The organism is Chromatiales bacterium (genome assembly GCA_014762505.1).
Lineage (GTDB): Bacteria > Pseudomonadota > Gammaproteobacteria > SpSt-1174 > SpSt-1174 > SpSt-1174.
In genome coordinates, this window is record JABURS010000041.1 from 39,593 (window position 1) to 63,212 (window position 23,620).

Annotated in this window: 27 protein-coding genes and 1 riboswitch; of the genes, 11 read left to right on the forward strand and 16 right to left on the reverse strand. The window is 66.3% G+C overall.

Annotation, left to right across the window (positions count from 1 at the left end; all coding sequences use genetic code 11):
* The first annotated feature begins 63 nt into the window (after positions 1-63).
* Complete coding sequence (locus HUJ28_09765; protein MBD3619748.1) at positions 64-1,425, forward strand: glycoside hydrolase 100 family protein; 1,362 nt, start codon at positions 64-66, stop codon at positions 1,423-1,425.
* A gap of 32 nt (positions 1,426-1,457) precedes the next feature.
* On the forward strand, positions 1,458-3,599 hold the full coding sequence (locus HUJ28_09770) for a sucrose-phosphate phosphatase (GenBank protein MBD3619749.1): 2,142 nt from the start codon (positions 1,458-1,460) through the stop codon (positions 3,597-3,599).
* 53 nt (positions 3,600-3,652) lie between these two features.
* Here HUJ28_09770 and HUJ28_09775 read toward each other — a convergent pair whose 3' ends face one another.
* From HUJ28_09775 to HUJ28_09790, 4 genes are all read right to left on the reverse strand, one after another.
* Entirely contained in the window at positions 3,653-3,838 is a 186-nt protein-coding gene (locus tag HUJ28_09775) for a hypothetical protein (protein MBD3619750.1), read from the reverse strand.
* On the reverse strand, positions 3,838-4,152 hold the full coding sequence (locus HUJ28_09780; GenBank protein MBD3619751.1) for a BolA/IbaG family iron-sulfur metabolism protein: 315 nt from the start codon (positions 4,150-4,152) through the stop codon (positions 3,838-3,840). Before HUJ28_09780 ends, HUJ28_09775 begins: the two co-directional genes overlap by 1 nt.
* A 96-nt stretch (positions 4,153-4,248) precedes the next feature.
* A complete protein-coding gene (locus HUJ28_09785; GenBank protein MBD3619752.1) occupies positions 4,249-4,470 on the reverse strand; it encodes an acetyltransferase in 222 nt (73 codons plus the stop codon).
* An 87-nt stretch (positions 4,471-4,557) separates the two neighbouring features.
* A complete protein-coding gene (locus HUJ28_09790) occupies positions 4,558-5,409 on the reverse strand; it encodes a rhodanese domain-containing protein (GenBank protein ID MBD3619753.1) in 852 nt (283 codons plus the stop codon).
* A 76-nt stretch (positions 5,410-5,485) separates the two neighbouring features.
* On the opposite strand from HUJ28_09790, the gene pepN reads away from it, so the two are divergent.
* Together pepN and HUJ28_09800 are read left to right on the forward strand one after the other, a co-directional pair.
* Positions 5,486-8,131, forward strand: a complete 2,646-nt coding sequence (pepN, locus tag HUJ28_09795; protein ID MBD3619754.1) for an aminopeptidase N — start codon at positions 5,486-5,488, stop codon at positions 8,129-8,131.
* A 185-nt stretch (positions 8,132-8,316) separates the two neighbouring features.
* Complete coding sequence (locus HUJ28_09800; GenBank protein MBD3619755.1) at positions 8,317-10,134, forward strand: SulP family inorganic anion transporter; 1,818 nt, start codon at positions 8,317-8,319, stop codon at positions 10,132-10,134.
* Positions 10,135-10,153: 19 nt separating this feature from the next.
* On the opposite strand, the gene HUJ28_09805 is transcribed toward HUJ28_09800, so the two are convergent.
* The 3 genes from HUJ28_09805 to HUJ28_09815 all read right to left on the reverse strand — a co-directional run bounded on the left by HUJ28_09805 (position 10,154) and on the right by HUJ28_09815 (position 11,067).
* Complete coding sequence (locus HUJ28_09805; protein ID MBD3619756.1) at positions 10,154-10,474, reverse strand: type 1 pili tip component; 321 nt, start codon at positions 10,472-10,474, stop codon at positions 10,154-10,156.
* A 141-nt stretch (positions 10,475-10,615) separates the two neighbouring features.
* A complete protein-coding gene (locus HUJ28_09810) occupies positions 10,616-10,825 on the reverse strand; it encodes a hypothetical protein (protein ID MBD3619757.1) in 210 nt (69 codons plus the stop codon).
* Positions 10,826-10,839: 14 nt separating this feature from the next.
* Complete coding sequence (locus tag HUJ28_09815; GenBank protein ID MBD3619758.1) at positions 10,840-11,067, reverse strand: hypothetical protein; 228 nt, start codon at positions 11,065-11,067, stop codon at positions 10,840-10,842.
* A 168-nt stretch (positions 11,068-11,235) separates the two neighbouring features.
* On the opposite strand from HUJ28_09815, the gene HUJ28_09820 reads away from it, so the two are divergent.
* The 4 genes from HUJ28_09820 (at position 11,236) to HUJ28_09835 (ending at position 15,712) form a co-directional block, all read left to right on the forward strand.
* Complete coding sequence (locus HUJ28_09820; protein ID MBD3619759.1) at positions 11,236-12,132, forward strand: formylglycine-generating enzyme family protein; 897 nt, start codon at positions 11,236-11,238, stop codon at positions 12,130-12,132.
* A gap of 20 nt (positions 12,133-12,152) precedes the next feature.
* A complete protein-coding gene (locus HUJ28_09825; GenBank protein MBD3619760.1) occupies positions 12,153-13,271 on the forward strand; it encodes a sensor domain-containing diguanylate cyclase in 1,119 nt (372 codons plus the stop codon).
* Positions 13,272-13,511: 240 nt separating this feature from the next.
* Positions 13,512-15,044: a hypothetical protein gene (locus HUJ28_09830; protein ID MBD3619761.1), complete on the forward strand. Its 1,533-nt coding sequence runs from the start codon at positions 13,512-13,514 to the stop codon at positions 15,042-15,044.
* A 77-nt stretch (positions 15,045-15,121) separates the two neighbouring features.
* The gene (locus HUJ28_09835) at positions 15,122-15,712 is read left to right on the forward strand and encodes a VWA domain-containing protein (protein MBD3619762.1); all 591 of its coding nucleotides are present in this window, start codon (positions 15,122-15,124) and stop codon (positions 15,710-15,712) included.
* Between the two features lie 69 nt (positions 15,713-15,781).
* On the opposite strand, the gene fabA is transcribed toward HUJ28_09835, so the two are convergent.
* The 4 genes from fabA to HUJ28_09855 form a co-directional block, all read right to left on the reverse strand.
* A complete protein-coding gene (fabA, locus tag HUJ28_09840; protein ID MBD3619763.1) occupies positions 15,782-16,297 on the reverse strand; it encodes a 3-hydroxyacyl-[acyl-carrier-protein] dehydratase FabA in 516 nt (171 codons plus the stop codon).
* A gap of 101 nt (positions 16,298-16,398) precedes the next feature.
* Complete coding sequence (locus HUJ28_09845; protein MBD3619764.1) at positions 16,399-16,638, reverse strand: hypothetical protein; 240 nt, start codon at positions 16,636-16,638, stop codon at positions 16,399-16,401.
* Between the two features lie 59 nt (positions 16,639-16,697).
* A complete protein-coding gene (locus HUJ28_09850; protein MBD3619765.1) occupies positions 16,698-17,216 on the reverse strand; it encodes a DUF2244 domain-containing protein in 519 nt (172 codons plus the stop codon).
* Between the two features lie 65 nt (positions 17,217-17,281).
* Positions 17,282-17,599, reverse strand: a complete 318-nt coding sequence (locus HUJ28_09855; GenBank protein MBD3619766.1) for a hypothetical protein — start codon at positions 17,597-17,599, stop codon at positions 17,282-17,284.
* Between the two features lie 152 nt (positions 17,600-17,751).
* On the opposite strand from HUJ28_09855, the gene HUJ28_09860 reads away from it, so the two are divergent.
* Positions 17,752-18,429 (forward strand): TIGR04211 family SH3 domain-containing protein, encoded by a 678-nt coding sequence (locus HUJ28_09860; protein ID MBD3619767.1) that lies wholly within the window; start codon positions 17,752-17,754, stop codon positions 18,427-18,429.
* 10 nt (positions 18,430-18,439) lie between these two features.
* Here HUJ28_09860 and HUJ28_09865 read toward each other — a convergent pair whose 3' ends face one another.
* The 5 genes from HUJ28_09865 to HUJ28_09885 form a co-directional block, all read right to left on the reverse strand.
* Positions 18,440-18,796, reverse strand: a complete 357-nt coding sequence (locus tag HUJ28_09865) for a thioredoxin family protein (protein ID MBD3619768.1) — start codon at positions 18,794-18,796, stop codon at positions 18,440-18,442.
* A complete protein-coding gene (locus HUJ28_09870; protein MBD3619769.1) occupies positions 18,789-19,295 on the reverse strand; it encodes a hypothetical protein in 507 nt (168 codons plus the stop codon). Before HUJ28_09870 ends, HUJ28_09865 begins: the two co-directional genes overlap by 8 nt.
* A 36-nt stretch (positions 19,296-19,331) precedes the next feature.
* Positions 19,332-19,907 (reverse strand): hypothetical protein, encoded by a 576-nt coding sequence (locus tag HUJ28_09875; protein ID MBD3619770.1) that lies wholly within the window; start codon positions 19,905-19,907, stop codon positions 19,332-19,334.
* Positions 19,908-19,969: 62 nt separating this feature from the next.
* The gene (locus HUJ28_09880) at positions 19,970-20,227 is read right to left on the reverse strand and encodes a hypothetical protein (GenBank protein MBD3619771.1); all 258 of its coding nucleotides are present in this window, start codon (positions 20,225-20,227) and stop codon (positions 19,970-19,972) included.
* Between the two features lie 12 nt (positions 20,228-20,239).
* Complete coding sequence (locus HUJ28_09885) at positions 20,240-20,425, reverse strand: hypothetical protein (protein ID MBD3619772.1); 186 nt, start codon at positions 20,423-20,425, stop codon at positions 20,240-20,242.
* Positions 20,426-20,686: 261 nt separating this feature from the next.
* A riboswitch (cobalamin riboswitch) is annotated at positions 20,687-20,908 on the forward strand.
* 110 nt (positions 20,909-21,018) lie between these two features.
* Here HUJ28_09885 and HUJ28_09890 point away from each other — a divergent pair.
* Entirely contained in the window at positions 21,019-23,001 is a 1,983-nt protein-coding gene (locus HUJ28_09890; GenBank protein MBD3619773.1) for a TonB-dependent receptor, read from the forward strand.
* 15 nt (positions 23,002-23,016) lie between these two features.
* Complete coding sequence (locus HUJ28_09895) at positions 23,017-23,580, forward strand: cob(I)yrinic acid a,c-diamide adenosyltransferase (protein MBD3619774.1); 564 nt, start codon at positions 23,017-23,019, stop codon at positions 23,578-23,580.
* The last annotated feature ends 40 nt before the right edge of the window (positions 23,581-23,620 follow it).

The window sequence follows — 23,620 nt, forward strand, 5'->3', positions numbered from 1 at the left end:
GCCATCCGCGCATGAATCCTCAGGAGAGCCGACTTGTCCGCCGCCGTGCAGAGCGCCTACGAGGTGCTGGAAAAATCGATCGTGCACTACCTGGGAGGGCCGGTGGGCACGATCGCGAGCGCCGACCCCAAGGCGCCGGCGGCCAATTACGCCGACTGTTTCGTGCGCGATTTCGTCTCCTCCGCCCTGGTGTTCCTGCTCGACGGGCGCCCGGAGATCGTGCGCAATTTCCTGCAGCTCACGCTGAAGCTGCGCGACAAGCAGGCCGAGATCGCCGGCCACCGCATGCTGCCGCGCGTGATGCCGGCGAGCTTCAAGGTGATCACCCATCCCGACGGGCGCGAGGAGATCGATGTCGACTTCGGCGACCGCGCCATCGGCCGCGTCGCCCCCGTGGACTCCATGATGTGGTGGATCCTGCTGCTGCAGGCCTACGTGCGCGCCACCGGCGATCGCGAGTTCGCACATGCGCCGGACTGCCAGCGCGGCATCCGCAGCATCATGAACATCTTCCTGCGCGACCGCTTCGAGGTCTTCCCCACGCTGCTGGTGCCGGACGGCTCCTTCATGATCGACCGGCGCATGGGCGTGTACGGCCATCCGCTGGAGATCCAGGCGCTGTTCTACGGTGCGCTGGAGGCGGCGCAGCGCCTGCTCGACCCCGCCGATGCCGAGAACCATCCGGTAATCGAGGAGTCCGCCGCGCGCCTCACCCAGCTCAAGACCTACGTGCACGACTTCTACTGGCTGGACCTCGGGCGGCTCAACGAGATCCACCGCTACGAGACCGAGCTCATCGGCCATGACGCCATCAATGCGCTCAACATCTATCCCGAGAGCATCCCGGACTGGCTGCCCGGCTGGCTGCCGGACGAGGCCGGCTACCTGGTCGGCAACATCGGGCCGGGGCGCATGGATTTTCGTTTCTTCTCGCTCGGCAACCTGCTCGCCGTGCTCTTCGGGCTGGCCAGCGAGGAGCATTCCCAACGTATCCTCGATGTCTTCGTCGGCCGCTGGGACGATCTCGTCGGCACGATGCCGGTGAAGATCTGCTACCCGGCGATGGAGGGCGAGGAGTGGCGGCTGCTCACCGGCTCCGATCCCAAGAACATCCCCTGGTCGTACCACAACGGCGGCAACTGGCCGGTATTGCTGTGGGCGCTCACCGGCGCCGCGCTCAAGTACGGGCGCGTGGACCTGGCCAGCCGCGCGCACGATTTCGCCGAGCGGCGCCTGATGAAGGACCAGTGGCCCGAGTACTACGACGGGCGCAACGGTCGCCTCATCGGCCGGCGCGCCAACTTCAACCAGACCTGGTCGGCCACCGCGCTGATCCTGTCGCACAAGTTCATCGAGGACCCGCTGGTGCTCAAACGCATCGGCTGGCTGTTCGACCGGGAGGAGGAAGCCGCGACTCCCGCATGAGGTACTGACAAGCCCAAACCGTGGACCGACGCATGACCGACAAGAAGGATTCAACCCGGGGCAGGGGACTCTACGTCGCGCTGTTCAGCATTCATGGCCTGATCCGGGGCCAGGACCTGGAGCTGGGACGCGATTCCGATACCGGCGGTCAGACCAAGTACGTCGTCGAGCTGGCGCGCGCGCTGGCCGAGCACCCCGATGTGGAGCGGGTGGACCTGTTCACCCGGCAGGTGGTCGACGCGCGCGTCTCGAAGGACTACGCGCAACCCGTCGAGCAGATCGCCGGCCGTGCGCAGATCGTGCGCATCCCCTGCGGCCCCGAGGGCTATCTCCGCAAGGAGCTGCTCTGGCCCTACCTGCGCGAGTTCATCGACAACACCCTGGCGCATTTCCGTCGCATCGGCCGCATCCCGGACGTGCTGCACGGACACTATGCCGACGCCGGGCATGTCGCCACCCGGCTCGCCCGCCTGCTCGGCGTGCTGCTGGTGCAGACGGGGCATTCGCTCGGGCGCATCAAGCGCGAGCGCCTGCTGAAGAGCGGGCTCTCGGAGGCGGAGATCGAGGCCGCCTACAACATGTCGCAGCGCATCGCCGCCGAGGAGGAGGTGCTGGCGCATGCGAACCTCGTCATCACCAGTACCAGCCAGGAGGTGGAGCAGCAGTACGCGGTATATGAGCACTACCGTCCCGAGCGCATGCTGGTGAATCCGCCCGGTACCGACCTCGAGCACTTCCATCCCCCGCGGCGCGGCGACTATCCTGGCACGGTGCTGGGCGAGATCAACCGGTTCCTGCAGCAGCCGAAGAAGCCCATGGTACTGGCCCTCTCGCGACCCGACCCGCGCAAGAACATCGGCACCCTCATCCACGCATTCGGCGGCAACCAGCGCCTGCGCGACCTGGCCAACCTCGTGATCGTCGCCGGTTCGCGCGACGACATCCGCGAGATCGACGAGGACGGCCCGCGTGAGGTGCTCACCGAGATGCTGCTGCTCATCGATCGGTACGACCTCTACGGGCAGGTGGCCTATCCCAAGCACATCGACTTCGATTCGGTGGCCGAGATCTACCGCATCGCGACCCGTTCCAAGGGCGTGTTCGTCAATCCCGCCTATACCGAACCCTTCGGCCTCACCCTGATCGAGGCCGCCGCCAGCGGCCTGCCCATGGTGGCGACCAACGACGGCGGTCCGCGCGACATCCGCGAGTACTGCCGCAACGGCCTGCTCGTCGATCCCTACGACGCCAAGGCCATGGGCGAGGCCATCCTGGAGGTGGTGGCGGACAGGGAGCAGTGGCGCAAGTACTCCGCGCGCGCCGTGCGCGGTGCCCACGAACACTTCTCCTGGAGCGGGCATGCGCGCAAGTACGTGAGCCGGCTGAAGAAACTCATCGGGCCCAAGCGCGCAGGCAGCGAACGCTGGAACCGGCTCACCGTCGTCGATCATGCGCTCATCAGCGACATCGACAACACCCTGATCGGCGACCGGGCCGCGCTGCGCGAACTGCTGCAGGCGCTGAAGTCGCAGCGTGACCACATCGCCTTCGGCGTGGCCACCGGCCGGCGCCTGGAGCTCACCCTGGAGGCGCTGAAGGAATGGAAGGTGCCGATCCCGGACGTGCTCGTCACCTCCGTGGGCTCGGAGATCTACTACGGTCCCAACCTGGTGCAGGACGAGGGCTGGTCCGAGGTGATCGACCACGAATGGGATCGTGCGGCGCTGCAGGCGCTGCTCGACCCGTTACCCGGCCTGCGCCTGCAGCCCGAGATCGACCAGCGCCGCTTCAAGCTGAGCTACTTCATCGATCCGGACGCGGCCTGGCCGGTCGAGGACATCGAGGGCCTGATGAAAAAACACGGCCTGAAGGCCCGGGTGATCTTCTCGCACGGCGAGTTTCTCGACCTGCTGCCCGTGCGCGCCTCCAAGGGGGCGGCCATCGAGTACCTTGCCCGCAAGTGGGGCCTCGCACTCGATCACGTGCTGGTGGCCGGTGATTCCGGCAACGACCGCGACATGCTGGAGGGGCCGGCCCTGGGGGTGGTGGTCGGCAATCACGCCGAGGAGCTCAAGTCACTGGCCGCGCAGGACAAGCTCTATTTCGCCAGCGCCACCCATGCCGGCGGCATCCTGGAAGGACTCAGGCATTACGGGTTTGTGGGGGAGGCCTGAGGCGTTGGGCGATAGGGCGGGCCGTGCCCGCCTCGCGCCTCACACGCAAACGCCTAGCGTGCCTCGGTCTTGGTGGCGCCGCAGCGGGTGCAGCGGTAGAGGGTGACGAGCCTGCCCTGCTTGACGTCGAACTGGTTTTCCTTGACCACTTCCCACTTGTGAAAGTTGGAGCGGCAGAGGATCTTCTTGCCGTGTTTCTCGCTCGCCGTCTTGCGCCGGAAGGGGACGACGTCACCCATCAATCCTTGCCTCCGCCGTGACAGGGCGGTGAGGCGGGCACCGCGCCGGCGCGTTCGAAATACTCGTCGGGCGTGTACGTGTGCAGGGCGATGGCGTGCACCGGGCCGGCCAGTTCCTCGGCCAGCAGGGCGTTGATCATGCGGTGGCGCGCCAGCAGCATCTTGCCGGCGAAGGCATCGGATACCACGGTGATCTTGAAATGGGATTCCGAGCCCGGCGGCACGTTGTGCATGTGGCTCTCGTTCACGACCTCGAGCACGCTGGGGTCGAGCGCCTCGTCGAGCCGGGACTGGATCTGTTGCTGGATGCTCATGCGGTTGTCTCCTGGATCGTTGCCACGATCGTCCATGCCCGGAGCATACCGCAACCGGCCGGGGTATTGACCCCCGTCGGCATGGGGAAATACGCCTCAGCGACGCAGTTCGTCGTCGCGGTAATGCACGTCGGTCCAGCAGCGTGGCAGGGCCTCGCCCGAGGGGAAGATCAGGTCGGTCTTGGCAAAGGGCTGCGGCTCCGGCAGGTCTTCGCCCCAATTGTAGCGTCCCGTGAGTTCGGCGCGCGTGGGATCGAACAGTTCGCCGGTATCGAGCACTTCCACCAGGTGATTGGACTTCTTCTCGCGCAGGAACATGGGCGGTCTCCTTCTGTCGTCGGGCCTGAGTCGTTCAGGTCCTATGAACAGTATGGTCGCCCGGGCCCGCTTTGCAATTGATGCGGGTCATGCCCCCGCGTGCTGCATCCTGCAATGTGGGCAATACTCGCCGGGACGATAGTCCGGCGAGGCCTGTACGGCGGCGGTGACGGCCGACTGGCAGACCGTGCAGATCACCGCGCCGCCGGGGGTGAGATCGGGCCTGAGCCCCACGCGCTCGTCGAAGACGAAGCATTCTCCGGTCCAGTGGTCGCCGCCCACCTCGGCGAAGTAGTTGAGGATGCCGCCCTCGAGCTGGTAGACCTCGGTGTAGCCCTCGCCGAGCAGGAAGGGCGAGGCCTTCTCGCAGCGCACGCCACCGGTGCAGAACATGACGACGGGCTTTTGCTTCAGTTGCTCGGGCAGCGCACGCACGGCCTGCGGGAACTCGCGAAAGCCGCCGATCCGCGGGTCGATGGCGTTCTCGAAGGTGCCGAGGCGTACCTCGTAGTCGTTGCGGGTGTCGAGCACCACGAAGTCGCGGCCCTCGTCGTACCAGCGCCTGAGCTCGGCCGGGCTGATGGTGGGGCCGGTGAAGCGCGCCGGGTCGATGCCGGGCACGTCGAAGCTGATGATCTCCCGCTTGAGCTTTACCAGCAGGCGACCGAAGGGCGGCGTGTCGGTGAGGCTCTCCTTGAAGGTGAGATCGGCCAGGCGCGGGTCCTTGCGCAGTGTGGTCTTGATCCCCTCGATGGCCTCGCGCGGGCCGGCCAGCATCACGTTGATGCCCTCCGGGGCGAGCAGGATGGTGCCGAGCAGTCCCAGGGCCTCGCAGCGTGCCTTGAGCGGCTCGCGCAGCGCGCGGTAGTCGGGCAGGTCGGTGAAGCGGTAGCCAGCGATGTGGATCGTGGCGCCGGACGGTTCGTGCTCGGGGGTCATGTCTGCTAGTGTGCTGGCCATCAGGGGCGCTATGATCGCCCAGCCGACCTTTACGCTCAACCGCCACGGGTAACGCATGAAACAGGCCAATCCCCAGACCGTGTATCTCAAGGACTACCAGCCTCCCGCCTACTGGGTGGATCGCGTCGAGCTGCGCTTCGAGCTGGGCGAGGAACAGGCACGGGTGCATTCCCGCCTGGCGCTGCGCCGTCGTGAGGGTGTGTCCGACGATGCCCCGCTGGTGCTGGACGGCGAGGACCTGGTGCTGCACTCGCTGGTGCTGGACGGCGAGGTGCTGGCCGCCGATCGCTACCGGGTGGACGAGGCGTCGCTGGTGATCGAGGCCGTGCCGGCGGTCTTCACCCTGGAGGTGGAGACCATCCTGCGCCCGCAGGACAATACGCGACTGGAAGGGCTTTACCGCTCCGGCGGGCTCTTCTGTACGCAATGCGAGGCCGAGGGTTTTCGGCGCATCACCTATTTCCCGGACCGGCCGGACGTGATGGCGCGCTACACCACCACCCTGGTGGCCGATCCGGCGGCCTGCCCGGTGCTGCTCTCCAACGGCAACTGCATCGATAGCGGCGTGCTGGAGGATGGCCGTCATTACGCCACCTGGGAGGATCCGTACCCCAAGCCCTCCTACCTGTTCGCCCTGGTGGCCGGGCAGCTCGACTGCGTCGAGGACCATCACGTCACGGCCTCGGGGCGTGACGTGACGCTGCGCGTCTACGTGGAGCCGCACAACATCGACAAGTGCGATCATGCCCTGGCGTCGCTGAAGAAGGCCATGGTGTGGGACGAGCAGCGCTTCGGCCTGGAATACGATCTGGACATCTACATGATCGTGGCGGTGGACGACTTCAACATGGGCGCCATGGAGAACAAGGGACTGAATATCTTCAACTCCAAGTACGTGCTGGCCCGCCCCGACACGGCCACCGACGCCGACTACGTCGCCATCGAGGCGGTGATCGCGCACGAGTATTTCCACAACTGGACCGGCAACCGCGTGACCTGCCGCGACTGGTTCCAGCTGAGCCTGAAGGAAGGCCTCACGGTGTTCCGCGACCAGGAGTTCACGGCCGACATGCACTCGGCCGCGGTCAAGCGCATCGACGACGTACGCATGCTGCGCACCCACCAGTTCGCCGAGGACGCCGGCCCCATGGCCCATCCCGTGCGGCCCGATGCCTACATCGAGATCAACAACTTCTATACCGTCACCGTGTACGAGAAGGGCGCCGAGGTGGTGCGGCTCTACCAGACCCTGCTGGGGCGTGAGGGCTTCCGCCGCGGCATGGACCTGTATTTCGCCCGCCACGACGGCCAGGCGGTGACCACCGACGATTTCCGTGCCGCCATGGCCGATGCCAATGGCGCGGACCTCGCGCAGTTCCAGCGCTGGTACGACCAGGCCGGCACCCCGGTGGTCAGGGCCGAGGGGCGCTGGCTGGCGGACGAACAGGTCTACGAACTGCGACTTGCCCAGTCCTGTCCGCCCACGCCGGGGCAGACCGAAAAGCAGCCCTTCCTGATCCCGGTGGCTGTGGGCCTGCTGGGGGCGGACGGGCACGACCTGCCGCTGGTGCTGGAGGGCGAGACGGGGCCGGGCGAGACCACCCGTGTGCTGCGCCTCACCCAGGCCGAGCAGGTCTTCCGTTTCACCGGCATCACCGGGGCGCCGGTGCCGTCGTTGCTGCGCGGTTTCTCCGCACCGGTCAACCTCGAATACGAGCAGACGCCCGAGGCGCTGATGTTCCTCATGGCCCACGATGAGGACAGCTTCAACCGCTGGGAGGCGGGGCAGCGCCTGGCGCTCAAGGCCATCGAGTGCCTGCTCGAGGAATACGGCCACCAGCATGCCCTGGGCCTGGAGCCGGACTTCATCGACGCCTTCCGTGCCGTGCTGCTGGACGAGGCGGCCGACCCGGCGCTCATCGCCGAGGCCCTGACCCTGCCCTCCGAGGCCTACCTGGCCGAGCGTTTCACGCCGGCCGACCCGGAGGCGATCCACGCCGTGCGCCGCTTCGTGCGTCGCACCCTGGCAGCCACCCTGCGCGACGTGTTCCAGGAGACCTACGACACCCTGAAGCATGACGGGCCGTACAGCGCCGAAGCAGCGGCCATCGGCCGGCGGGCGCTGAAGAACCTGTGCCTCTCGTACCTGGCCGAACTGGACGATGCCGACATCCACGAGCAGAGCTATGCGCAGTTTGCCGGGGCCGACAACATGACCGACCAGCTCGCCGCCCTGCGTGCGCTGGCGGACAGCGAGAGCGAGGAGGGCGAGCGTGCCCTGGCCGAGTTCGAGGCCCGCTGGCGCGGCGACCCGCTGGTGCTGGACAAGTGGTTCGGCATCCAGGCCATGTCGCGCCGGCCCGATACCCTGGCGCGGGTGCGGCAGCTGATGGGCCATCCCGGTTTCTCGATGCGCAATCCCAACCGCGTGCGCGCCCTCATCGGTGCCTTCACCAGCGGCAACCCGCTGCGTTTTCATGCGCCCGATGGCAGCGGTTATGACTTCCTGGCCGAACGTGTACTGGAGCTCGACGCCCTGAATCCGCAGGTGGCGGCGCGGCTCGTGAAGCCGCTGACCCGCTGGCGTCACTACGAGCCCGGTCGCAGTGCCCGGATGCGCGCGGCCTTGCAGCGGGTGGGCGAGCGCGATGGGCTGTCGCGGGATGTCTTCGAGATCGTCTCCAGGGGTCTGGCCGACTGAGGCGGATGGAGTATCCGCCCGATCCATGCGGTATTTGCCTGCGATTCGTGTATAATGCGGGGCCTCGCCGGCGGGGCACCCCCGTCAGGCGTATCCCCCGGGCCTGATTCCCGCTTCGCCTGCTTCGCGCCACGCGCGCGATGGTTCGAGAGCCCTCCGGCGCACCGCCGCCCTCTCCACCGGCAATGGCCCGAGTCCTCTCATGGTCTGTTGCAGTTAAGGAGCGCGCATTGTCCAACCGGAGACCGGCCTGGCTGACGAGTCTTTTCCCCTTTCTTCTCTGGTGGCCGCGCGTCAACGCCACAACCCTCCGGGCCGATGGCATGGCCGGGCTTACCGGTGCCATCGTGGTACTGCCCCAGGGTGTCGCCTTTGCCGTCATCGCCGGCATGCCGCCCGAGTACGGCCTCTATGCCGCCATGGTGCCGGCCATCATCGCTGCGCTGTGGGGCTCTTCCTGGCACCTGGTGTCGGGGCCGACCACGGCGGCCTCCATCGTGCTGTTCTCCGGCCTCAGCGCCCTGGCCGAACCGGCCACGCCGGAGTACGTGACGCTCGCCATCACGCTCACCTTCATGGTGGGGGTGACGCAGTTGGTTATGGGCGTGGTGCGCATGGGCACGCTGGTCAACTTCATCTCGCACTCGGTGGTCATCGGTTTTACCGCCGGTGCGGCCCTGCTTATCGCGCTCAACCAGCTGAAGAACTTCTTCGGCGTGGAGATCGCACGCGGGCTGATGTTTCACGAGGTCTTCATCAGCTTCTATGGCCAGCTCTCTGACATCAATCCCTATATCACCGGGGTGGCCCTGGTCACGCTGATCAGCGGCATCCTGGTCAAGCGCTTCCTGCCACGCGTCCCCTACATGATCGTGGCCATGGTGGTGGGCAGTCTGGTCTCGGTGGTGCTGAACCTCCTCTATGGCCAGGAACACACCGGCATCGAGACCGTCGGCGCGCTGCCGGCACAGCTGCCACCGCTGTCGGCACCTGACCTCTCGCTGGCCACGATCAAGGAGCTCGCCCCGCTGACCGTGGCGGCGACCCTGTTCGCGCTGACCGAGGCGGTCTCCATCGCCCGTTCGCTGGCGGCCCGTTCCGGTCAGCACCTGGACGGCAACCAGGAATTCAAGGGTCAGGGGCTGTCCAACATCGTCGGCAGTTTCTTCTCCTCCTATGTCGCCACCGGCTCGTTCAACCGCTCGGGCGTGAACTACGAGGCCGGGGCGCGCACGCCGCTGGCCGCCGTGTTCGCCGGCCTGGCGCTGATCGTGACCATGCTGCTGGTCGCTCCCTATGCCGCCTATCTGCCCAATGCCGCCATGGCAGGCATCCTGGTCCTGGTGGCCTGGGGGCTGATCGACTTCCATCACATCGCCCAGATCATCCGGACCAGCCGCTCTGAGACGGCGGTGCTCGGTGTGGTCTTCTTCTCCACCCTGTTCCTGGACCTCGAGTTCGCCATCCTGCTCGGCGTCCTGCTGTCGCTGGTCGTGTATCTGAGCCGTACCTCGCGCCCGGCAGTGCGCGTGCGCGTGCCCGATCCGGACAAGCCGCGGCGCGAATTCACCACCAATCCTGATCTTCCGGAATGTCCGCAGTTCAAGATGGTGCGTATCGATGGTTCGCTGTTCTTCGGTGCAGTGCCCTACGTGGCCGAGCGCCTGCGCGACTTCGAGCAGCGTCAGCCGCTGCAAAAGCACCTGCTGATCATTGCCAAGGGGATCAATTTCCTGGACGTGGCCGGTGCCGAATTCATCGCCGCGGAGGCGAAGAAGCGCCGGGCCCAGGGCGGGCGGCTGTACCTTTATGAAGTGAAGGAGGCTGTCTGCGAGGCGCTCAAGCGCGGTGGTTTCGTGGAGACCATCGGCGAGGAGAACATCTTCGAGTCGAAGACGGTCGCCATCAAGACGATCTTCGATCAGCTCGACCGCGACATCTGCAGCCGTTGCGACAAGCGTATCTTCCAGGAGTGTCAGGCGTTGCCGCCGCCCATCAAGTGATTGGTGCCGGGGCGGCGCCTCAGTCCTGGCCTTCCAGGTGCTTGCGGGTGAGTTCGCGGTAGCGGGGCATGGGGCCGATATCCTCGTAGAGCGGATCGCCCTGTTCGTCCTCGCTCACCACCCGTGGGCCCGGGACATAGGGCATGCCGGCCTCCAGTTCGCTCAGGGCCGCGCGCAGGAGGTCGAGCACGATGTCGGTCTCGCTGCGTCCCGGAAACATGTCGGCCAGCGCCGCGATCTTGGCCTTTTCGTGGCGGGTGAGCCGCACGGTGAAGGCCTGATCCTGTATCTCCTGCTCACCGGATCGCTGCCACTGATTCAACAGTTCTCTGACACGCATCGCGGGTTCCTCGTTGGCTGCGTCATTGCCATCAATCCAGTGTAATCCAGGAACGGGGAAAATGGGGGAACGAAAAAGGCCGGGGGTATCCCCCGGCCCGGCGTCGCGTCCCTCGCAGGCATGGATGCATGCGGTGGGGCACTAATGCGCCAGTGGTGGCATGTACTCGGTACGCACATGCTCCGGCTGGGCGTTTGGTTCGATCCCGGCGGCCTGCAGCAGGCGTGCCAGCTCCTGGCCCAGCTCGCCGAGTTCTTCCTGGTGGGCAAGCAGGCCATCGAGCAGGTCACGGGCCTTGCTTTCGCGGGCGCGGATGGTAACGGTCTTGCCTTCCAGTTTGTCGATGTTCATGTGGTAACCTCCTCTCAGTCTTCGACGGACGGCGCCTTGGGGGCGTTTTCGTCGAAGGCATGCGGCGGCTGGCGAAAGTCGTTCTTCGCGTTGTAGTTGGCCTCGCTCAGGAGGCTGGCGAGTTCCAGGCAGCCGTTGGTGATTTCGTCCGCATGTCCGCGGATGGCGTTGACGAGCTTGCGGCCGTCGTTGACGTCGATCTCGATGAGGACGCTGCCGTCTTCGGCACGTTCGACTTTCATGCTGACCTCCTAACTGATGAATGACCGGGGTCGCGCTGGCCGGAAGATTCCGGCCCTTCTATTTGTAGTCCAGCGTCGGCCTGATATCCAGTTTCCCTGGGTTTTGCGAGGAAAACACGGGAAAATGCCCCGATGACGCGATAAACTGAGCCGAGTTCAGGTGACGCCATGGCCCATACCGCAGACGTTTCTTCCTTCAATGACCGCCTGGTCCATGTCGGGGAGCTCGACACCCCGGCACTACAGGCCCTGCAGCGGCAGGCGGCCGATGCGGCCGGTCTGCCACCGGTCTTTCGTGACCGGCTGGACGATGGCGGCGAGGGGGTGCAGCTGTGCGTGATTCCGGCCGGCAGCTTCGAGATGGGGTCGCCGCCGGAGGAGTTCGGTCACCGTCCGGAGGAGGGGCCGGTGCACTACGTGGCCCTGCAGCGCGCCTTTGCCCTGGGGCGCTTCACCATCACTGCCGACGAGTTCGCCGTCTTCCAGCGCGACAGCGGCTATCGCTTTCGTTCCGATCTCATCGTCGCCCGCGGCCGCCATCCGGTGATGAATATTCGCATCGCCGACGCGAAGCGTTATTGCGCCTGGCTCAGCGAGCGTACGGGACAGGTCTACCGTCTGCCCACCGAGGCGGAGTGGGAGTATGCCTGTCGGGCAGGCACGTCCACCCCCTTTCACTTTGGCGATTCGGTGACCTGCCGGGAAGTCCATTTCAATGCCACCTTTCCCTACAACGAGGCACGTGAGAAGCGCCGCTGGTTCCTGCCTCGCTGCGTGCCCCTGCCCACCGCGCTGGAAGTGGGCAGCAAGCCGCCCAATGCCTGGGGGCTGCACGAGATGCACGGCAACGTCTGGGAGTTCACGCAAAATCCCTGGACCACCTCGCATCTCGGTGCGCACCGTGATGGCACCGTGGGGAGCAGCCGGCATCGCGACTGGATCGTGGTGAAGGGCGGCTCCTGGTTCGATGCCGCGGTCCTGGCCCGCTCCGCTGCCCGTCGTCCCCGGCTGCGTGACGAGATGGACGTGAACCTCGGTTTTCGCGTGCTGCGCGAACTCCCCTAGCCCCGGAAAGGACCGGCCGCATGGAAGAGAATCTCAAGGAAACACGGCACCGCGAGCTCAAGGACGAGAATCGCCAGCTCAAGAGCCAGTTGCGCCAGCTCTGGGACCAGGCACGCGAGAACGAGCAGAAGCAGATGCGCATGCTCGAGATCGAGTCGCGACTGATCGGTGCCGAGGGCCTGCGGGCCCTGGTCGACGTCCTGTTCCACGACCTGCGCATGGCCAATGGCCTCGACATGATCGGCCTGGCGGTGGTGGACGAGGAAGAGGAGCTGCAGGCCCTGCTCGAGGAAGAGGGGGTCGAGATTCCGTCCACCCTGTTCCTGCTGGATGCGGCCGAGGCCGCCCACGCCCGGCTGTCGCGTTTCTATGTGGGTGCCTACGACCCGACCCTGCACAGCGACTGGTTCGGCGAGCTGCACGAGCTGCGTGGCGTGGCCCTGGTGCCGCTCAAGCGCGGCGACAAGCTGCTCGGGCGCCTGCACCTGGGTACCCGCGACCCAGCCCGTTACGCCGAGGGGGTGGGCACCTATTTCATCGAGCGCCTGGCGGCCGTCACCGCGGTGTGCATCGAAAACGCCGTCAACATCCAGCGCCTCAAGCAGTTCGGCGTCACCGACACCCTCACCGGCATCAAGAACCGTCGGTATTTCGACCAGCGCCTGGTAGAGGAGGTGGCCCGTGCCCAGCGCGAGGACAGCCCGCTGGGCTGCCTGTTCGTCGATATCGACAAGTTCAAGCGCATCAACGACAACCTGGGACACCCCGTGGGCGATGCCGTGATCGCGGAGACGGCCCGGCGCATCGCCTCGCAGCTGCGCAAATCCGATGTGCTGGCCCGCTACGGTGGCGAGGAGTTCGTGGTGCTGCTGCCGGCCATGGATGGGGGCGATTCCTGGGAGATCGCCGAGCGTATCCGCAGCGTGCTGGCCGCGGCCCCCGTCGGCTACCTGGTCGATGGCACCGCCGGCGGGCTCGCCGTGACCGTCTCGCTGGGCCTGGCCTGCGTCACGCCGCGCCGTGACAGCGACCCGCGGATCGTGGGCGAGTCGTTGCTGCGGCGTGCCGACGACGCCCTGCTCGCGGCCAAGGAGGGTGGCCGCAATCGCGTGGTGGCCTCCGACTGCACCGAGGCCTGAGCCGTTGGCGATGAACACCGGTCCCCGGCCGCCCGTGGCTACCGGGGACCGGCGGCATGTGTGGGAAACGGGTAGCCCGTCACGGGACGGGAGGCAGGGGATGGGCTACTGTTGGCGCTGGGCAGTCCGACCGGGGGGAACAACCGGCGGGCGCTGCCGGGGCCCTGGTCCCGGCGTTCGACAAGAAGCAAGGAGCGGCGGCCGCCCGGTCGCCCATATGCCACCATTGTGAGGTTTCCAATGACCTGGGAGCAGATCCTGACATTGTGGTCGGACAGCATCGCCCTGTCGGTGCTGATCTGGCTCGTGATTCTCATCACCCTGCTGTACCTGGCCCGTTCGCCGGCGCACGAGGCTCTGCTGGGGCTGGGTCGCGGCATCCAGCGCAGCCTGCGGCTGGCATCGCGTTCGGTGATGAAGGCCGAACAGCAGGCGCAGGCGCGCAACCGCGAAGTCCTGCTCAACATGGCCGAGGAGCAGCAGCAGCGTATCCTAGAGCGCGAGTTCCACCGCGTGAACGCAGTGGTGCGCCGTGACCTCAGCGGTTATCCGGCCCTGCAGCGCCAGATCGGCAACCAGGTCGCCAAGATCGACGAGGACTATCGCGAATCCACCGAGGTGCCGCCCGCGCCGCCGGCCTGGCTGGATGCCGTGGAGGCGGTGGCGAAGATCCCCTCCAACGGCGATCCCACCGTGGCGCGCATCCTCGAGGACATCCACGGCACCCTGAACAAGGCCAGCCGCGATGCCATCGAGGAGTACCGCGCGGCCAGCCAGAAGCGCCACCTCTACCTCAAGCGCATGATGCCGCACTGGCGCCAGATCTCGAACCAGCTCGAGGACGTGGGCAAGACCATCACCGGCCTGGAGGAGCGGGCCGAGGTGATCGATACCCAGATGGAGCGTTTCGAGGAGATGCGTGCCAAGACCGACCGGGTGGTGAATACCCTCTCGGCCTCGGCCACCAAGCAGTTCTTCGTCGACGGCCTGGTCATGTTCATCGCCATCCTCGGCGGTGCGGTCAACTTCTGGCTCATCCAGCGTCCGATGTCGGAGATGGTCGGGGCCAGCACCGGCATCAGCCTGCTGGGGCTGGACATGAACATCTCGCACATCGCCGCCATCGTGATCGTCGCCCTCGAGGTGGCGATGGGTATCTTCCTGATGGAGAGCCTGCGCATCACGCGGCTGTTCCCGGTGATCGGTTCCCTGGACGACCGCATGCGCCGGCGCATGATCTGGGTGACCTTCACCATCCTCTTCATCCTCGCCTCCATCGAGTCGGGGCTGGCCTACATGCGCGATCTGCTCGCCCTGCAGGACGAGGCCCTCACCCAGGAGATCATCCAGAGCATGCGCGATGGGCCCGAGATCGTGGCCGGCGAGATCGCCGGAGCCCCGCCGTCCTTCCGCTGGATACCCTCGGTGGCGCAGATGATCCTGGGTTTCATCCTGCCCTTCGCCCTGGCCTTCGTCGCGATACCGCTGGAGTCCTTCGTGCACTCGGCGCGCAACGTCTTCGGCCGTCTCTATGCCGCCGGCCTGCGCGCCCTGGCCGCCGTGCTGCGCTTCATCGGCCAGTTCCTGATGGGGCTCATGCGGGTGCTGGTGCAGCTGTATGACGTCATCGTGATCCTGCCGCTGTCCATCGAGCGCCTGGTGGCCCGACGCGGTGGCGGCGGGACATCCGCAGCGCCTGCGGCCACGCTGGCCACCGAGCGCGCCTCACCGCTGCTCTCGTCCGACAAGAACAACAAGGAAGGGAAGAAATGATGAAGGAATTCCGCAAGCGCAATGCCATTGCTGCCGTGGTCCTGGCGGGCCTGATCGTCCTGCTCGCGGGCTGCAGCATGCAGGCCAACGACCGCCGCGCCGTCTACCTGCTGCTGGACACCTCCGGTACCTACAGCCAGGAGATGCGCAAGGCCGATGCGATCCTCGCCCACCTGCTGAACACCCTGGGCAGTGGCGAGTCGCTCGCCGTGGCGCGCATCGACAGCGGCAGCTTCAGCGAGAAGGACATCCTCGCCAAGGCCACCTTCGACGAGCGGCCCTCCATGGCCAACAGCCAGAAACTGGCCTTCCGCAGCCGCATGGAGGCCTTCTTCAAGGAACTGCAGCCCAGCCGCTTCACCGACATCCGCGGCGGCATGCTGCAGGCCACCGAGTGGCTCGAGGAGACAGGCGCGGGGCACCGGTTCATCCTGCTGTTCACCGACCTCGAGGAGGACCTGCCGGAGGGACACGTGCGCGAGTTCATCATCCCGCTGGAGGGGGTGACGGTGGTGGCGCTCAACGTCACCAAGCTGCGCCAGGACAACGTCGACCCGCGCGAATATCTCGATCGCCTGGCGATGTGGGAAGGCGAGGTGGCCCGCGGCGGGGGCAACTGGCGGGTGATGAACGACCTGGAGCGGCTGGACAAGCTCCTGGTGGACTAGCAGTCGTCACGGCCGCCATGAAAAACGGCGCCCTCGGGCGCCGTTTTTCGTCATCTTCTGCCGCGGTCGTCAGAAGTTCTCGGTGGAGGTGAACAGGCCGACGCGCAGGTCCTTTGCGACATAGATCTCGCGTCCGTCCACCGACACGCTGCCATCGGCAATGCCCATGGTAAGCTTGCGGGTGATGACGCGCTTGAGGTCGATCTGGTAGCTGACCCGCTTCGCCGTGGGCAGCACCTGGCCGGTGAATTTCACCTCGCCCACCCCCAGGGCACGCCCGCGGCCCTTGCCGCCGGACCAGCCCAGGAAGAAGCCCACCAGCTGCCACATGGCGTCGAGGCCCAGGCAGCCCGGCATCACCGGGTCGCCGGGAAAGTGGCACTCGAAGAACCAGAGGTCGGGCGTGATGTCGAGCTCGGCCTTGATCTCGCCCTTGCCGAACAACCCGCCTTCCTGCGCGATGTGGGTGATGCGGTCGAGCATCAGCATGTTGCCAACGGGCAGCTGGGCATTGCCCGGACCGAACATCTCGCCGTGGCCACAGGCCAGTAGCTCGTCTTTGTTGAAGGCGTGTTGTGTCGTCATGAATCTGTCTTGGGTTGTGGTTCGAGGTCGCCTATTCGACTAAAGACGGCGCGAAAGTGCAAGTAAAACAGCGATTTCCCGCCGCCGGCCGGGTGGAGGACTTATTGCGGGCGGTTCAGGCCGCGCTTCTGGCGCTGCATCTCGATCAGGGTGATGAGCGAGCCGAGATTCTTCTTCTCCTGCCAGGTCACGCGCGGGTCGCGCTCGATGGCGTCGCGTCCGAGCTTTTCCATGGTCACCAGTTCTTCGTCATCGAGGCGGTCGAAGGTGAAGCCGTCGCCGTATTTCTTTTCCATCTGGTCGAAGTAGTCGGCGAGCGGGGGGCGATAGTCGTCACTCATGATCGGTCCTGTATGGGCAAAGCGTTCATTGTAATGGCTTTGTACGCCCGAGGGCCAAATCAATCCGGTGAGTCGTCCTGCGCGGGATTTTGCTGCATCCAGCGGCGATCGCGGGTGATGTCCTCGAGCAGGTGGATGAGGCTCTCCTTTTCCGTGGCATCCAGGGCGGAGGCGAGTTCGAATTCGCGATCATGGCAGCGCAGCCACAGCCGCCGTGGCGACCATTGTCCGCCGTCGCGCACCACGAAATGCGACCAGTGGCGTGACAGGCGGATCTCGTCATGCAGGAGGCGACGACCGCTTTGCAGCACCACCTCGGTCTCGGTGAAGGCCAGTACCTCACGCCGATGCTGGCGCAGGCTGGTGTAGTAGAGCGCGCCCCAGAGCGCTGCGAGTTCCAGCCCGGCGAAGGGCAGGATCAGCCAAAGCCCCTGTAGCAGGAAATACACCGGCAGGGTGAGCACCACGCAGGCGGTGGCGAGCAGGAACAGCTTGTTGCCCTGCCAGGACAGGGAGGGACTGGGGCCGATCAGCAGATAGCCCGTCCCCCGTTCCGGCAGCATGTGATTCTCGATCATGGTGCCCCCCGTCTTTCCACACTGGGCCCATGGCTAACAGATAGCACATGTTCGCACCGACAGGGTCAGGCGTCGGGCAGGAAGTCCTGCAGCTCGCGATGGGTGTAGAAGCTCGCCCCGCGCAGATAGCCGGCGATGACGGTCTCTCTCAGGGCCACCACGCGGGCCTGCTGGTCGCGTTGCAGCACCCAGTGGTCGGGAATGCCGTCGAGCAGGTGCACCGGCGCCAGGCTGCCGTCACTGTTGATGGACAGGTGGGTCTCCCCCGTGGCGATGTCGCGAAAGGCCGGCAGGAAGCCGAAGCCGAGCTGGTGCACGCCGACGGGTGTCGGGCGCGGCTCGTGCGTGCGCGGTGCGTCGGGCAGGGAATGTGCGGTGGTCATGCCGGGTTCTCCAGGACGTGCAATACCTTCTTCTGGTAGCGGCCTGCGCGGCCGGTTCTTGAGTCTTTGGGTGATGCAGTGAGGTTCACGGTTTTGCGGCGCCCCGGGGTGCTAGCATGCGGTTTTCCATCGTGAACTGGAGCCTGTGAACCATGCCCGCGAGTGTGAAGCTGTTGGTGTTGATGTTGCTGCTGGGCGTCGCCGGTGGTGCGGTCGCCGAGACGACGCGCTGGGTGGCCGATGATCTCAAGGTGGCGGTGCGCAGCGGGCCGAGCCTACAGCACCGCATCTTCCGCTTCGTCGAGAGCGGCACGCCCATGACGGTGCTCGCGCAGGACGAGGAGGCGGGTTACAGCCAGGTGCGCACGCCTGACGGCACCGAGGGCTGGATGCTCACCGAGCAGCTCATGGACCAGCGTGGTGCCCGTGAACGCCTGGAGCAGGCGCAGGGGCGTATCCAGTCCCTGGAAGACCAGCGCGGACAGCTGCGCGAACGCGTGGCCGGGCTGGAGGCCGAGCTCAAGGCCCTGCAGGGGGAGAAGGCGGGCGTGGACGAGGCGCTGGCGCGCAGTCGCGGTGAGCTGGCCGAGCTGCGCCAGGTGGCCGCCGAACCCATCGCGGTGGCGGAGGAGAACCAGGGGCTGAAGCAGGCCCTGGCCGACGAGCAGGAGAAGACCCGCCTGCTGGTGGCGGAGGTGCAGACACTGCGCGACCGGTCGCTGAAGGAGTGGTTCCTGATCGGCGCCGGGGTGTCGCTCGGCAGCCTGTTCATGGGGTTGATCATCCCGCGCATCCGCTGGCGCCGCCGCGGCTGGGACGATTTCCGCTAGTGTTATCGCGCTAGTCGTCGGTTTCGAACAGCAGGGCATAGGGGCGGCCGATGGCCGCCCCTATTTCGTTCAGGCCGAAGGCATGGGCGTAGCGGCGGTGCTCGTGCCCCTCGAAGTAGAGCAGTACCGCCGGCAGGCTGTGCACCATGAGCCCGGCCGCCAGGTCGGGGTGGGCCGCCGTGTCGATACGGGCGAAGGCGAGCTGCGGGAAGGCCGCGCCCAGCTGCTTGCGCAGTCGCGGCCACAGCACCCGGCAGATGCCGCAGTCCGGGGCATGCAGGTAGAGCAAGAGGGCGGGTGTGGATGCCAGCAGGGCATCGAGCGCGGTCTGCCCGGCGACGTCGACGGTGGCAAGGCCGTCAGACATCGTGCTCCCGGATGCAACTCAGCTCGCCGCTGTATTCCTGCGACAGTCCCTGCTCCACCATGGCGCAGAGCATGCGCGCCTCCTCCACCGTCAAGCCCCAGAAGATCATGGCGAACTCGCGCTCGTCGCGGCTGCCCGGGCTGCCATACAGGTAGGTGAGGTGGGTGGGGCTTTGTGCGAAGTAGGCGAGCTCGCGTTTGGCCAGGCTGTCGGTGCAGGTCGCCTCGCTCACCTCGCACTGGGGGCATTGCCGGATCATGTCGCGCATTTCCTGCTGCGTGCGCTGCTCGCACTCGGCCTGGGAGCGCATCTTGCCGAAGGCGATGCCCTCGATCTCGCGGCCCTCGGCCCGGATGTCCACGCTCAGCCGTGCGTATACCGGATTCCGTATCTCGCCGCTGTCGGCGCTCATGAAGTCGCCGAGGCCTTCGAGATGGCCGTTCTGATAGCTGTAATAGAGTCCGCCGGCGAGCAGGGCGATGACGATGAGCTTGTACACGGGTGGTCCTCCCTGACTGGGTCGTGAGTGGTGATGTCAGTGCCTGAAGAGTCGCTGCAGCAGGCCGCGGCGCCGTGGCCTGGACTGCGGGTCCTCGGTGAGGCCGTCGAGCAGGGCCTCGAGGTCGGCGAACAGGGCGGCGTGCGCCGGGTTGCCGGCCAGGCGTTCCCGCAGGGCGTCGGTGTTGTGGCTGCGCACGAGACCGGCATAGGGGCCGTCGACCGGGCTCGGGGCCGGTGCCAGTACGAGAAAGCGCGCCTGCGCGGTGTAGGGGGCGATCTCGATCACCGCGAAGGTGGCGAAGAGCACGAGGTTGAAGTCGCGGCCATGGGGCGCGCCCTCGATGCTGTCGACGAAGGCCCCGCTGTCCTCGAAGAAGATACGCGCCGAGGCCTGGATGAGGTCGCCGGCGCCGAAGCGCTCACGGTCGAGTTGGTGGCTGCCGACGTAGTCGGCCACCACGTAGTCGGCCAGCAGCTCGCCGGGGGCGGCCGGGGTGCGTCCCAGCAGCTCGCGCAGGGACCTGCGGCCATAAATCACCTGTTCCAGCCGGGCGTGACTGAATGGACGACGCGGCGAGGCGCCGGGCATGGTGGGGTCCTGATGAGTCATGGGGCTGCATGATACCGTCGGCGCCGTCGCAGGCACAGTGTGTCGCCTGGACTTCGCGGCGGTTAGCCGGTCTGCCGCGCCTCCAGCGACAGGGCGGCGGAGAGCGAGCGGTATTCGATCTGCTTGCGGATCAGGCCCAGCAGGGCGCGCAGGTTCTGGCGATCGGTGGAGGAGACGGCGGGGTCCGCCTCGATGGCGTGGTTGGCCAGGCGTTCCAGCCGGCAGAGTTCGGTGGTCCTGAGGGCGTCGAAGGTGAAGTGTTCGCCGTAGCGCTGTTCGAGTTCCTCGAAGTACACCAGGATTTGCGGTCGCGTCTCCATGCTCTGTTTCCTCTATTCCCGGTATCCGGCCACGGTCAGCGCGGCGTTGAGGATGGTGCGGATGCCGCGGCGGGATGGCCGCGGGCGACAGGCGGACAGGGCGTTGAGGGAGTGGGCGCGCGGGAACACAATCGGGTCACCCGGTGGGTGGTCCGTGGACTGTCCCTGACGGCCTGGGGTGGTGGTTCCCTCTGGCATGTCGTCCCCATGATGCGGCGGGCGGTTTTCCGCCTCGTTGGTATTCCAGCCACTATAGGAGGGGGTTGGCAAGTGCGTCAAGCACAAGATGCTGTGGGTAAGCCTGGGGGCAGGCTGTGGATAAGTTGTGATCTCGGGGTGGAGGCCCTCGTGGAGGGTGGCCCCTGTTCCGCGAGTCTCCCGCAGGCTGCTGATTTCATTGATGTTCACGGGCGATGTTCGCCGTCGCTTTGCCTCGCGCCCGTTTCGGGGTAGCCTATGCCCGCCAGTTGAACGACAGGTGTCCTCGCCCCCGCCCGGGGTCGAGGATGAAACGGGAAGTCGGTGCGCCAGTAATCCCTGGCCATTCCGACGCTGCCCCCGCAACGGTGATTGGGTTGCGACGGTTCAAGACGCCACTGTGCTGTGCATGGGAAGGCGAACCGTCCGTTCCGTCAGGGACACCCATCAGCCCGGAGACCGGCCTGTCGCGATTGTTGCACGAGTTGCGGTGGGCGGCTCGGGGCGCGTACACCGATCGCCCGTGGGCGTCCGTCTATGCCTCCCCCCGAGTTCCTCCTCCCGCGTTGTCTGCACATAAGCGGAGGGCTTTCATGAAAATTACTTCTCGCGCCATACCGGCGTCCGTTCTTTTGGGGGTTTCTGCCGTCCTGGGGGTTGCCCCTGCCGCGGCGCAGGACGTGCTGGATACGGTGGTGGTCTCGGCGACCCGCAGTGAACAGGCGGAGGTGGTCACGCCAGCCAGCATCACGGTGATTTCCCGCCAGGAGATCGAGCGCAGCGGTGCCCAGAACGTGGCGGAGGTCCTGCGCGGACGTCCCGGCGTGTTCGTCCGGGATGCCTCCGGCAACGGTTCCGGCGCGGTCGTCGACATGCGCGGCTTCGGTCCCACGGCAACCGCCAATACGCTGGTGATCGTCGACGGTCGCCGCCTCAACAATGCCTCCGATACCGGCGCCCCGGATCTCGGCTCGATCTCGCTGGACGACGTCGAGCGTATCGAGATCGTGCAGGGCAGTGCCGGTGCGCTGTACGGCAACCAGGCCGTCGGCGGCGTGGTGAATATCGTGCTGCGGCGCCCGCTCGGTGCGGCGTCGTCGGTGGAGCTGGGTGTCGGCAGTTATGGACGCCAGCAGTTGCGTATGAACCTGGCCGAACAGCTGGGGGACGGGCTGTCGCTGCGGCTCTCCGGTGAGACGCGCAACGCGGACAACTACCGGGACAACAATGCCGAGGAATACGACAACCTGCTGTTGCACCTGGAAAAGACCCATGCCGCCGGACGCGTCTTCATCGAGGGACAGGTGATCCGGGATTATCTCGAGTTGCCCGGGTCGCTGTTCGAAGACGAGCTGGCGGCGGACCGGCGCCAGTCGGTGGCCGACTATGCCGGCGACTTCTCCGATACGGACACGGATATCCTGCGCATCGGCGCGCAGCATATGCTCACCGGTGCCTGGATGATGGAGGGCGAGCTTTCCCGGCGCCGGGCGTATCATGATTTCGTGACCAGTTTCAGGGGCTGGCCCGGTACGCCGAGCGACCAGGACCGGGAGGTCTACATGTTCACGCCACGCCTGATCAAGAGTTATGCGAATGACTGGGGGCAGGGCACCTTGACGCTGGGGATGGATCTCGAGGACACGGATTATTTCCTCGCGTCGCAGATCGGCACGCAGCAGGTCGATCAGCTGATGCGCAGCTACTACGTCCAGGCCGTGGTGCCGCTGCCGAACGCCCTGAGTCTGACGGCGGGTGCCCGTTATGCCGGGGTGAACAATGAAATCGAGGACAGTTTCACCTTCACCAACGGCGCGAATCTCGACGACGACCTCGCGGTCGGTTCGCTCGGTCTGGTATACAGGCCCGTGCCGGCCTGGCGTCTGTTCGCGCGCGCCGACCAGAACTTCCGTTTCGCCAAGGTGGAGGAACATACCGACATGGGCGGGAACCCCACCGGGCTCGACACCCAGACGGGGATCTCCTACGAGCTGGGTGCGGAGTACGCCGGTGCCCGCCTGTCCGGCAAGCTGGTGGCCTACCGCATCGACCTCGAGGACGAGATCGCCTACGACTCCGCCGTGGGCGTGTTCGGTGGGAACACGAACCTCGAGGAGACGCGCCGCCTGGGCGTGATGGCCGAGGGTGGCCTGAATCTCGGTGCGGGACGGCGTCTCGGTCTGAGCTATACGTATACGGACAGCGAAATCACCGACGGGAGCTTCGAGGGCAACGATGTCCCGCTGGTGCCCGAGCACATGGTGTCACTGTTCGCGGACTACCGCCTGAGCGAGCGCTGGGACCTGCATGGCGAGATCCTGTCCGTGAGCAAGCGTCGCTTCGGTGGGGACTTCGACAACCAGTTCGGGTATCTGGACGGCTACGAGGTCGTCAACCTGCGCGTCGGCTATGCCGCCGGCGCGGCCGAGTTCGACGTGCGTGTCAACAACCTGCTGGACGAGGAATACAGCGAGGACGGGGCGGTCGGCTGGAACCCCGCCATCTTCGACAACAGTCCCGCCTATTTCCCGTCCCCCGAGCGCAACGTCTGGGTGACATCGACGATTCGTTTCTGAACGAGGACGCGATCCATGGGTAACCGTCTATCGAAGATCTACACCCGCACCGGCGACGAGGGCATGACCGGCCTCTCCACCGGCGAGCGAGTGCGCAAGGACAGCCTGCGCATCGAGGCGATGGGCGACGTCGACGAACTGAACAGCGTCATCGGCATGGTGCTCGCGATCGAGTTGCCGGAGGCGGTGGCCGATTGTCTCGTCGACGTGCAGCACGACCTCTTCAATCTCGGTGCCGAGATCAGCATGCCGGGCGAGCAGTTGCTCGTCCCGGCGCGCATCGACTGGCTGGAGGCCACGCTCGACAGCTTCAACGACGAACTGCCGCCGTTGATGGAGTTCATCCTCCCGGGCGGCGGTCTCGCTGCCGCCACCTGCCATCTCGCCCGCAGCGTCTGCCGGCGGGCGGAGCGTCACCTGGTGGCGCTGGCCGCCGAGGAGCCGGTGACCGGGGCGGCGCGTACCTATCTCAACCGTCTCTCCGACCTGCTGTTCGTGCTCGCGCGCATCATCGCGCGCGAGGCGGGCGAAGGCGAGGTGTTCTGGCAGTCCGCCCGGCTGGGCGGCAACGCCGACTGAAGCGCGGCGGGCCGCATGGTATCCTGATCGACGCACGCAC